Below are 11,534 nucleotides of genomic sequence, written 5' to 3' on the forward strand. Positions count from 1 at the left end.
CTAAATGAGAAATTTTTAACGAAGCTAATATGCTATTTCACCCTTCAAATTGATTATAGAATTAATTCAATTGGTATTAAATACAATACCTTGCAAATAAGCTTGCTACGGTTGCAGCAGTTGGCTTGCCATGCTGCCAGTCACCGCCTTCAACACCACTACCTGCAATATCCATATGTACATACGGAATTGGCAACTCGGCGTTACAACCGTGCTTGTCTAAACCACCAACGATTGCCAAAAATGCCATTGGGAATTGGTGACCACGAGCTGTCACGGCCGATGGTGCGTTGTTGCTCGATAGTACATCGTCTGCCAGGGTGCGTGGTTGGACAAAATCATAATCTTCGCGTCGGCTGCGGGACACTTCCGCACAGTCAGCCCACAGGTCACCCATATCTGCAATCTTACGAGATACGTGTGCTGCTCGTGCAGGACCATTCTCAACGTAAGCACTGTAAGGACCCATAGCGCGTGCTGCATGACCTGTCAGTGTTGCAACCGTAAAGATCTCAGGTTTTTTCTCACCCAATGCTAAATCTTTTGCCTCGCTGAGCAAGTCGCCCATTGCCAAGCGTCCTTCAGCGTCGGTATTACCAATACGAACGCGAACCCCTTCCCTGCTCTCAATAATTTCATCTGGTACGAAACAGTCAGAACCAATCGAGTTACGAACCACGGCAAGGTAAGCAATAACCTTAACGCCTTTTGGCTGATACTTAGCAACCGCTTCCATAAAACCAACCACTGAAGCCGCACCACCTTTATCTCGGCTCATGCCTGCCATAAAGCCACCTACTTTAAGGTCGGCACCACCGGTATCGTAAACAAGACCTTTACCAACAAAAATAAGAGTACGCTCAACATCACCTTCAGGCTCGTATGCCATTTTTACAACACGAGGGTGATGGCGTTCAACGGCGTAAGACGCACGCGCCACAGTACTGAGTAAAGGATACTGCTCATCCATAATTTTACGATCAGCGATAACCTCAACGCTTACCGCAGAACCTTGGAACAGCTCAACGCAGTAATCAGCAAAACGTGGTGGTGCCATGCGCTCAGGCTCGGTACCACATAAATCGCGTGCAGCATACTGACCAGCCGCGATTGCGCTCAGTTGATCGCAGCTTTGTGCTGATGCTTCAAAAACATAAATCGCCTCGATTGGCTCAATTGCATCACCACGGTACTCACGAGCTTCTAATGGCTGCCATAAACCTTGGCATGCACCTAAAAAGCTTACAGCACGAGCATTTTCGTAACGAGCATCGGCAGGCACATTAACAACAGCAAGCACAGGTTTTACAGCACCTGCTGCTTTTGCTTCTAAAATGCCGGCTTTTGCTGCCTCAAAGAAACGGCGCACATCATCATAATCTCTATCAAGTGGCCCAGTTGGTGCAATCACTAAACGGTTGCCCGGCACTTTGTCTGAAACAAGTAAGCTTGCCTTTTGAGCAATACGTGCATCAACGGCTAAAAATGGCGCCGCAACTTCGTCAAGCTGTGCACTGCCGAGATTTTGGATATCATGAGTAACAACAACGATAGCATCAGCATCGCTTTCAAATAAGGTGTTGCAAGGTAATGCAATTGGAAAAGACATAAAAACGCCCTTTTCTATATTAGAATTAGGGCCGACTATAGGTGATTTATGAGTAAGTTCCAAGGGAACTACGACATATCACGGGCTTCATCTGGTTTTGCTTTGGTTTTGCTTATCACCGACCAAGCTTCTAACATCACCAAAATACTGACCACCAGCACGATAACGTCAAGCACAACCAACAGCCAGTTGCCTTTTTGATAGTATTCCCCTAGCTTGATCACACCAGCAAAGAACGCCATTACCAGTACGAATACCATTGGGATTAAAGTGTACTTGGCGGGACGCCCTAATTTGATAAGGTACACTGAGATAACCAGCAGAGTTAAGCTTGCCAAGATTTGGTTAGTCGAACCAAACAGCGGCCAAATCACCATACCACCACTACCCGATGTACCACCTGCGCCAAAGGCAAGTAACAAGCAACACCCTACAGCAAATAAGGTTGCGATGATACCGTTGTTCAAGAACTTGATGTTATAGATCTCGCCCCACTCTTGGATAATATAGCGCTGTAGCCTAACGCCAGAGTCCATCGTCGTGCCTGCAAAAAGAACAACCATAACCGCAAGTAGCGTCGATGCGATTTCAACTGGTAACCCCCAACCTGTACTGATAAGGTTTGAGCCACCATTAATGAAGGCTGATACGCTACCGGCACCAAGGTGACTATAAATTTCGTGCCACTCTTCTGGCGATACTGCGAGCATCACACCACTCACGGCGACCAAAGTGATCAATGCTAATGAGCCTTCACCAACTGCTCCTAAGTAACCTACAAAACGGCCATCTTTTTCTTTGTCTAGTTGTTTAGAACTCGTTCCTGAGGAGACAATTCCGTGGAAGCCAGATACCGCACCACAGGCAATCGTTACGAATAGGAGCGGGATAATGCTAGGGGTATTTTCGACCGTATGGGTATTAAATGCCGGTGCAGTAATATCTGGCATCACCACAAACACTGCTCCGTATAATAAAACCAAGCCAACCAGCAACTGCATACCATTAATAAAATCACGTGGCTGTAATAACATCCACACAGGTAGTAATGATGCCACCGCTGCATACATAAATAAAATGATGATCCAGTTTGCTTTATCACCGAGGCCAAACATTTCTGTTGGTAAGGTGATAGGCATGCTGCTCCCCATATAAATGGTCGCGTAGAGCACAATAACTCCGATAATACACAGCGGCACTAGCGGCACTTTTCGTTTTAGCAATTGACCGATGATAAGCGCTACAACAATAGCCGACCAAGCTGGGAATACCGCATTAGGATTACCCACAAAAGAGTTTGCAATCACCACGCCGAATACTGCATTAACCATGAGCAGTACAAGGAAGACCACAATCATAAACAATGAACGAGTACGCTTACCGATGACGCTTTCTGACAGCGCCCCCATCGATTTACCTTTATGGCGAGCACTTGCCCATAGCGCGCCCATATCATGAACACCAGCAAAAAATATAGTGCCAAATACAACCCAAAGCACCGCTGGCACCCAGCCCCAATAAACAGCAATAGCAGGACCAACAATGGGTGCCGCACCTGCGACTGAAGTAAAGTGATGCCCCCATAGTACCACTTTATTCGTCGGTACATAGTCAACACCATCTTCCAATTCATGAGCTGGCGTGACAAAGTTGTCATCCATTTTAAAGATTTTTTCAGCAATAAATTTGGAATAGACAAACCATCCAAATAACATCCCTATAATGCCGAAAAGTACGATCATTATGGATTGCATAATGCTTACCTCTTGTTGTTGTTTTAATTACACGCACATTGCGTGATTAGTTTGTTCCACGACAACTTCGAAGCTAGCATAAAATAAATTATTTGCAGTTATCTTTTAGTCTAACCATCAAAAAGCCCAAGCTGTGCTTGATCACCCGGTTTTTCATTTAAACCAATATGCAACCCTATCAGACGAACTGGTTTAAATTTTTGCCGTGACATAGCTTCCACCAGCAGCTCTTCAAAAATGGCCAGATCAATATGTTGATATTGGCACTCTTTCGTAGTTTGAGTGAAATCGTAAAATTTCACTTTCACACCAAGCTTATTAAATCCACGTGTTAGATAAGGCTGTGCTCGGCGTGTAAGCTCTGGCAAGAGCTTTTCTGTGATGACCTGCTTAAGCGTAGCTAGGTCGAGCGTGTCTTCTGCAAAAGTAGTCTCAACACCCACAGACTTACGCACCCGGTCAGTCTCAACCCGGCGCTCATCTATGCCTTGGCAGCGTCGCCACAACACAGTGCCAGACTTACCAAATGACTGGCGTAATTGCGCTTCAGATAGCGCTTTAACATCATTCCCATATTCAAGCCCCATCGCAAGAAGCTTCTGTTGCGTCACTTTACCTACACCAGGGATCTTTTTAAGGGGCAACGCATCAATAAAAGCGCTTACTTGGTGAGGGGGAATAACGCACTGACCATTGGGTTTGTTTTCATCGCTGGCAATTTTAGCCAAAAACTTAATCGGTGCGATCCCAGCAGAAGCGGTTAAACCTGTTTCTTTGAATATGTCTGCTCGAATTTGTTCAGCAATAAGGGTCGCACTACCACAACATAGCTCGCAGTCTGTAACATCAAGATAAGCTTCATCCAAAGACAATGGCTCAATAAGCGGCGTATAGCGAGAAAAGATAGCTCGAATTTGCTGTGAAATTGCTTTGTATACGTCCATTCTTCCAGGGACTATGACTAGCTGCGGGCAGAGTTTTTTCGCTTGATAATTCGACATAGCAGAGCGCACCCCATATTGCCGGGCAATATAATTTGCCGTCGATAGTACCCCACGGTGACTTCGTCCACCGATAGCCATAGGTACTTTTGCAAGCTCTGGATTATCACGCATTTCTACCGAGGCGTAGAACGCGTCCATATCAATATGAATAAATTTACGCACGCCAAAACACTGTCTAAATAAACAGTGTTTATTATGTGCTAATTTTGCAACTGTTGCAATCTCGAACATAGGTCACAATGATCTGGACTATACTTGTGTGGATGTCTGTTGCAAGTTGCACTGCAAAACAGAGATAATGCTAACAATATCAATACAGTTCAAAGCACTAGATCCGTTACTTTGGCTATATTTAATCATTCAGTAATTAATCAGGAGCCTGCATGAAGTACTCACGACTTGGTAGTAGCCCACTTGAAGTTTCACGCATTTGTCTTGGAAGCATGACTTGGGGCGTACAAAACAACCAGCATGATGCCGACGAGCAGATCAATTATGCACTAAGCCGTGGTATTAACTTCATTGATACCGCTGAAATGTATGCAGTTCCCCCATCACCAGATACCTATGGTAAAACCGAGGCTATCATAGGTAACTGGCTAAAACGCCATCAAGAAAAGCGCGAAAAGCTCGTTGTTGCAACAAAAATTGCAGGTGCTGGCTTACCTTGGATCCGTGAAGGTAATGCCATTACAGGTAAGGCCGTGATCCAAGCCGTAGACGATTCTTTAGCGCGCCTAAATACCGACTACATAGACCTGTATCAGTTACACTGGCCAAATCGCACCTCCCCGCACTTTGGTAAGCAATGGCCTGGTATGTTGCCACTCACAGCTCTTAACAGTGATGAAGAACGTGATGGGATGTTAGATATTTTAGAGGGGCTAGCAACATGTATTCAAGCCGGAAAAATTAACCATTGGGGTCTTTCAGATGATACGCCATGGGGAATTCACACCTATCTTAACTTGGCCAAACAACACAATTTGCCAAAGCCTGTCTCTATTCAAAATGAATTTAGCTTGTTACACGCAAAGGATTGGCCATACCTCATTGAGAGCTGTGTGAACGAAGATATTGCCTATTTACCTTGGTCACCGCTTGCCAGCGGAATGCTAAGTGGTAAGTATTTAGGCGGCGCAAGACCCGAAGGCAGCCGCTGGACTTTGGTACAACGACAGGGCTTATTCAGAGACACGCAATTAGCTCAAGAAGCCGTTGCCAAATATGTAGACATTGCCAACGAATTCAATATGACCTCGGCTCAGCTGGCACTGGCATGGTGCAACCAAGTCGATGGCGTGACTTCAACCATAATTGGCGCTACGACCATGGCACAACTTAAAGAAAATATTCACGCGTTTGAAACTCCCTTGTGTGCAGAAGCCTTAGCAGAGATTGATACTGTATTCAAAGCGTATCCAGCACCATTTTAGACCATCCAATCGCGATACGCTGAGGCTTAGCGTATCGCCTTATCACACTATCCTTAATTATCTAGATTGAAGTTAAACCCCATGCAGAACCTTAATACTACTCCAGCCATTCCACTTCAGGGCACTTGTTTTACCAGAAAAACCGCTCGCGCTATCGTCCTTAGGGGTAGTGATATTTTACTGCTTTACACCAAGCGTTATGACGATTACACCCTACCAGGTGGTGGCGTCGACGAGGGTGAAAGCTTAGAAGTAGCATTGGAGCGCGAGCTAAAAGAAGAAACAGGTGCAGTATCCATCACAGGGGTGACGCCGTTTGGCCGCTATGAAGAGTACCGCCCTTGGTATAAACCCGATCATGACAATATACATATAATCTCTTATTGCTATGTTTGTGAGATTTGTGGCGAATTTGATACCCCTACCATGGAGGATTATGAACACGCCAATGGTATGAAACCGGTGTGGATCAATATAAACCAAGCCATCGCGCATAACGAAGCAAAACTCAATGATGCAAATAACAAAGGGATGTCCGTTTTACGTGAACTCACCTTGCTAAAACATATTTCCGCACAATTAGTCACAGATTAATTTGCCTATTGAGGGAACAATTAAGCCTTTATTAAACTCTAACCCCGCACGACTCAAGGATTTAATAAGAATAATGCGGCTGCTCCAAAACAACCTGATTAGTTTCACCATCATCGGCTCTATTTTGCTGCATCTACTGCTCGGGTGGTACCTGCAGCAAAGTACCTACGCCCCCTCAAAGCCGTTGCCAATTAAAGCAATGAAAACCTATTTGGTTATTGAGCCTACTAAGCCTAAGTCGGAGCCTGTTAAGACCCCGGCGCTCACTGAAGATAAGCCAGTAAAAGAGTTAAAACCGACACAGCAGGACAATATAGTCGAAGTACCAAAAGCGACACAAGTAGAACCAACAAAGCCAGCGGTTGAAAATACAACCAAGCACGAGGCCAAAACGGCCGTCACCACGCAACCTAAAAAGCTAAATCATCGAAAAGCAATCTCGCAATTTCGCCAGCAACTTTTAGAGCGCTCGGCCAGTGATATTGTTCTTAGCCCAAATCAAGCAAAGCCGCAGCGGATCACCGTGCCTAAAAGGCATCAAACTACCGCTGCGAGCATGCAAAGAGAACAACTCGAGTCTACGCCTCAATACACCGTCTACCGCGAAAATGGCCTGTGTTATGCTGAGGTTAGACCCGATCCGAGTATTCCGACACCGGAGGGGTTAAATAAGAATTGGCGTACTGCGCCCCGCCCTTGCGATGGCGGAGCCATTAAAAAAGCCTATGATGCCGCGATGACTAAATGGCTAAACAAGCGCTAATCTTGCTATCATAAAGCAAACCTATTGCTAAGAGTCCGTTATGGAAAAAGTCACCATTTTAGTCGATGCTCAAAATGTTTATTACACCACCAAGCAAGCCTACCAAACGGGCTTTGACTATAATGCGTTTTGGCGCAAAGCAACGGCTGATCGCGAGGTATATCAAGCCATTGCCTATTCCAGCGAACGAGGTGATGATAAACAAAGACAGTTCCAGAATATCTTACGAGCAATAGGCTTTGAGGTGAAATTAAAGCCTTATATTCAACGTGCCGATGGATCAGCGAAGTGTGATTGGGACGTTGGCATTACAATAGATGCGATGGAGTGCGCAGCAAAGTCCGATGTGATAATTCTAGTTACTGGTGATGGTGACTTTGATTTACTCGCCAGTAAACTTAGAGATAAATACCATACTCGAGTTGAAGTTTACGGCGTGCCGCAACTTACCGCTGCTTCTTTGATCCGTGCTGCCAGTGAGTTTATACCAATCGAAAACGAGTTATTAATTGGCAAGAAATAAACAAGCAAAAGCCCTTTGATAGAAGGAGCTTTGCTTGTTTGACGAATTTGTCATTTTTGCTCGCTTAGCCGCGTAATAAACGCGTTTTAATCCGATAAGTAATATTCCACACTCGTTACCACGCGCACGATTTTAATTTGTGGTGTGTTACTGTCTCGATCACGAATACTAAACTGCCCTTGCCTTGCCGATTTTATTTTGCCAAGCACAGAGTCAGAATCTTTAGCAAATTTTACCGCAACTTCTCGCGCTTTTTGCGTCGCTTCTTGCACCATTTCAGGCTTAATATCATTAAGACCAGTAAACAAATACTCTACTCGATTTTGATAGTCATCTTTAGTGATAGCAATACCTTGTTTTGCCAGTTCATTCAGCTGACCCAATGCTTGGGAAACTTTATCAGGATTATTAGAATATACCGTGACTCCGGCCTTTGCTACATAACGAAACCCTTGATTATTTTGGCCATACTCTTGAGCATATTTGTCTGTGATAGAAGGTGCCGACACCGATAGCTCAGACGCATCAAACCCCTGCAAGGTTAGAAATGCCCGAATGGCTGCATTTTTCTTTTCGGTGCGCTCAACAAGCGTTTCAAGGTCGTTATCGGCATCACGATAAAACACCGGCCAAATTACCGTATCTGCTTTAACTTCTTGTTCAGATAAGCCCTTCACACTAACGGTTCGCTCCATGCCTTTTACTGCAATAATGGTGTCTTTTATCAACCAACTACTTATCACCACTGCCAGTGATAATAGCGCGGCTGGGGCTAAATATTTACTCATAGTCGACATCTTTCTATCCTCGGGGTTATGCCTTCGTTGTGACTTTCAAACTCTTAAACCTATATGCTTAATTAAGTGCGCTATCTTAAGGTGAAAAAACCTGACTTAGTCAGCGTCAGAGTGGCTCCTTCAAATTGAGCGAGTATTAAGTCTAATTGGTATTATAACGGGGGTAGATCAAAGTCTACCACTGTAGCGCTCGAAAACTGCCAGCAAAATGGTAGAGTGATAGATATGAGCCGAGGCTGAATTAGGAATCAATATGAGCGTAAAACGCATTAGCCAATTTTTTAACCCAAAATCAATTGCCGTAATTGGGGCCTCTAACCACCCTGATCGCGCTGGCTTTATCGTGATGCGCAACTTGCTTCAAGGCGGATTTAAAGGGCCAATTATGCCTGTTAGCCCAAAACACGTGGCGGTGCATGGTGTACTGGCTTATGAAACCATCAAACAGCTTCCGAAAGTCCCCGACCTCGCCGTCATAGCCACCAACAAACAAACGCTGATTAAAATAATCACCGAACTGGGAGAAATAGGCTGTCAACATGCTGTTATTATTGCCGCAGGTCTTGATAATCAGCATAAACAACAGCTAAAAGAAGCAGCCAAAGAAGCAAAAGTAACATTACTTGGCCCAAACTGCCTTGGATTATTAATTCCTCATTTGGGAATTAATGCCAGCTTTTCTCATACTGTAGCAGCACCTGGAAAGCTCGCCTTTATTTCACAATCTGCGGCTGTCTGTTCCACTATTTTAGATTGGGCACAGCATAAAAAAATTGGTTTTTCCTATTTTGTTTCTGTCGGGGATTGTCTTGATATTGACTTTGATGAGTTACTTGATTTTTTAGGTCGTGATCCGAAGACACAGGCCATATTACTTTATATTGATAATATCGATGATGTTAGGCGGTTTATCTCCGCAGCAAGAGCGGCGGCCTTTAGTAAACCTGTGATTGCTATAAAAACGGGAAAAACCAAAGCTGGTGCTATTGCCGCTCTCAATCATACCGGAGGAAATACCTCAGATGATGCTGTGTATGATGCTATGTTTCAGCGCGCAGGTATGCTGAGGGTAAATGATCTGAGAGAGCTATTTGCTGCCACTCAAACCCTTGCCCTGCACCCCAAATTGCTGCAAGTAGAACAGCTAACTATATTAACCAATGGCGGTGGTCCTGGCATTATGGCAGTGGATACGCTGCTGCAAAACTCCGGCAAATTAGCCGTGCTCAGTGAGCAGACTAAGCAAGCACTTAGCGCCCTGATCCCACAGACCGATCATGCTTGCAACCCCATCGATATTTTTGGCGATTCCTCACCAAAGCGCTACCAACAGGCGCTAGAGATTTTGCTCAAGGCAGATGAAGTTAAAAATTTACTGATCATTCATACTCCTTCAGCCTTAGCTCCAAGTACGGCCTATGCCGAAATTATTGCCGAAACCTTGGCTAAAATTCCAAAAATGGCACGCCCTTATGTAATGACAAACTTTATGGGAGAAGAAGCCGCTTACGCGGCAAGGCTAGTGTGCGCTAATGCAAAAATCCCAACTTATCGCACGCCGGAGGGAGCTGTCGGTGCATTTATGCACTTAGTTAGCTATCGTCGTAACCAAAAGCACCTCACCCAAACACCAGAATCTTACAGTGATGAGACTCACCTTCAGCATAAACAGAGTAAAACGCTGATCAATGAGTTTTTAGATGCAGGTGCCGCTAAACTTGCAACACATCAGGCATCCCAAATACTTGCCAATTACGATGTAGAGTGTATCGAAACAAGAGTTGCTTTAACCCCCTCGGAAGCAAAAGAACAAGCTCAGAGACTAGGATTTCCAGTTGCGCTTAAACTCATTAGTCATGATATTCCCTCTAAATCTGAAGTCGGAGGCGTAGTACTTAACCTCAATGATGCTGAAGAAGTTGAACAAACTGCATTTGCCATGCTGCTGCGGATCCGTGAAGCTGCACCCGATGCCGAAATTGAGGGCTTTTCATTACAAAGAATGGCAAAACGTGCTGGTGGGCAAGAATTAAGAATTGCGGTTAAGACCGAGCCTGGTGTTGGTCCAGTGATCTTATTAGGCGAAGCTGGTACCGGCTTAAACTTTTCACAAGCAGCAGTAGCTTTACCGCCTTTGAATATGAACCTTGCAAAATACCTTATTGCCGCAGCTCACGATAAAGGCGTCATAAAGGAGCGCGCTTTACCTGAGAAGGTAGACAAATATCGCCTGTGTGCCTTACTCACTAGAGTGTCGCAAATGGTGGTTGATCAGCCCGATATTAGAGATATGGAGCTCAATCCCATACTAGCCTGCTCGGGACAGTTTCAGGTATTAGACGCCACTATCTCCTTGAAACGTTATCAGCCAGTTGCAGGACGTAAGCGTCTTGCAATACGCCCATACCCTAAGGAGTTGGTCAGCACCGTCACCTTAAAAGATGGCCGCCCCGCAACACTGCGCCCTATTCGTCCTGAAGACGAGCGAGCTCATCAAGAGTTCGATCAATCTTTGACTAAAGAGGATAGATATCGGCGTTTCTTCGGTGAATTACCGCAGTTTAACCATGATCAGTTGGCAAAAATGACACAAATTGATTACGACCGTGAGATGGCCTTTATTGTCACTATACCGAATAAATCTAGCTACCAAACACTAGGGGTGTCTAGAGTCTTGATGGATCCTGATAATTTAGTTGCAGAGTTTGCCGTGGTCGTGCGTTCTGATTGTCAGGGGTTGGGACTTGGCAGAATTCTCATGGAAGCGGCTATCACACACTGCCGAAAACAAGGCGTTGAGAGTATTGAAGGGATCACTTTACCGGAAAATAGTGGCATGATAGGCCTTGCCAAAAAACTTGGATTTACGGTTTCGCGAGATTTCGAAGAAGGCACCATCCAGATGGTCTTACATTTTTAATCATACCAATTTGCTTAATTAAGTGGTCTATTTTGAGGCGAGAAAATCTTGTCGATAACTCCGCTACCGCGTCCTGCTATCGCCAAGGTACCTACATCCGTGTAGGCAAGGCTAAAATTTTGCTATTTAGTTGT

Annotated in this window: 9 protein-coding genes; 5 read left to right on the forward strand and 4 right to left on the reverse strand. The window is 44.9% G+C overall.

What is annotated here, in order from left to right; translation table 11 throughout:
• Window positions 1–76 precede the first annotated feature (76 nt).
• The 3 genes from D9603_RS10670 to dinB all read right to left on the reverse strand — a co-directional run bounded on the left by D9603_RS10670 (window position 77) and on the right by dinB (window position 4,598).
• Window positions 77–1,609 carry a leucyl aminopeptidase family protein gene (locus D9603_RS10670; protein ID WP_128731292.1) on the reverse strand — a complete coding sequence of 511 codons (1,533 nt, stop codon included), beginning with the start codon at window positions 1,607–1,609 and terminating at the stop codon, window positions 77–79.
• Window positions 1,610–1,677: 68 nt separating this feature from the next.
• Window positions 1,678–3,363 carry a carbon starvation protein A gene (locus D9603_RS10675; RefSeq protein WP_128731293.1) on the reverse strand — a complete coding sequence of 562 codons (1,686 nt, stop codon included), beginning with the start codon at window positions 3,361–3,363 and terminating at the stop codon, window positions 1,678–1,680.
• A gap of 110 nt (window positions 3,364–3,473) precedes the next feature.
• Window positions 3,474–4,598 (reverse strand): DNA polymerase IV, encoded by a 1,125-nt coding sequence (gene dinB / locus D9603_RS10680; RefSeq protein ID WP_128731294.1) that lies wholly within the window; start codon window positions 4,596–4,598, stop codon window positions 3,474–3,476.
• A gap of 152 nt (window positions 4,599–4,750) precedes the next feature.
• Between dinB and D9603_RS10685 the strand changes: the two genes are divergently transcribed.
• The 4 genes from D9603_RS10685 (at window position 4,751) to D9603_RS10700 (ending at window position 7,683) form a co-directional block, all read left to right on the forward strand.
• Window positions 4,751–5,803, forward strand: a complete 1,053-nt coding sequence (locus D9603_RS10685; protein ID WP_125250466.1) for an aldo/keto reductase — start codon at window positions 4,751–4,753, stop codon at window positions 5,801–5,803.
• 81 nt (window positions 5,804–5,884) lie between these two features.
• Window positions 5,885–6,397 carry an NUDIX domain-containing protein gene (locus D9603_RS10690; RefSeq protein ID WP_128731295.1) on the forward strand — a complete coding sequence of 171 codons (513 nt, stop codon included), beginning with the start codon at window positions 5,885–5,887 and terminating at the stop codon, window positions 6,395–6,397.
• Between the two features lie 73 nt (window positions 6,398–6,470).
• On the forward strand, window positions 6,471–7,160 hold the full coding sequence (locus D9603_RS10695) for a hypothetical protein (protein ID WP_128731296.1): 690 nt from the start codon (window positions 6,471–6,473) through the stop codon (window positions 7,158–7,160).
• Window positions 7,161–7,200: 40 nt separating this feature from the next.
• Entirely contained in the window at window positions 7,201–7,683 is a 483-nt protein-coding gene (locus D9603_RS10700) for an NYN domain-containing protein (RefSeq protein WP_128731297.1), read from the forward strand.
• An 86-nt stretch (window positions 7,684–7,769) separates the two neighbouring features.
• Here D9603_RS10700 and D9603_RS10705 read toward each other — a convergent pair whose 3' ends face one another.
• Window positions 7,770–8,480, reverse strand: a complete 711-nt coding sequence (locus D9603_RS10705; RefSeq protein WP_125250470.1) for an SIMPL domain-containing protein — start codon at window positions 8,478–8,480, stop codon at window positions 7,770–7,772.
• Window positions 8,481–8,733: 253 nt separating this feature from the next.
• Here D9603_RS10705 and D9603_RS10710 point away from each other — a divergent pair, with 253 nt between their 5' ends.
• Window positions 8,734–11,400: a bifunctional acetate--CoA ligase family protein/GNAT family N-acetyltransferase gene (locus D9603_RS10710; RefSeq protein WP_128731298.1), complete on the forward strand. Its 2,667-nt coding sequence runs from the start codon at window positions 8,734–8,736 to the stop codon at window positions 11,398–11,400.
• Window positions 11,401–11,534 lie beyond the last annotated feature (134 nt).

The organism is Pseudoalteromonas sp. PS5, assembly GCF_004103255.1.
GTDB classification, from domain to species: domain Bacteria; phylum Pseudomonadota; class Gammaproteobacteria; order Enterobacterales; family Alteromonadaceae; genus Pseudoalteromonas; species Pseudoalteromonas peptidolytica.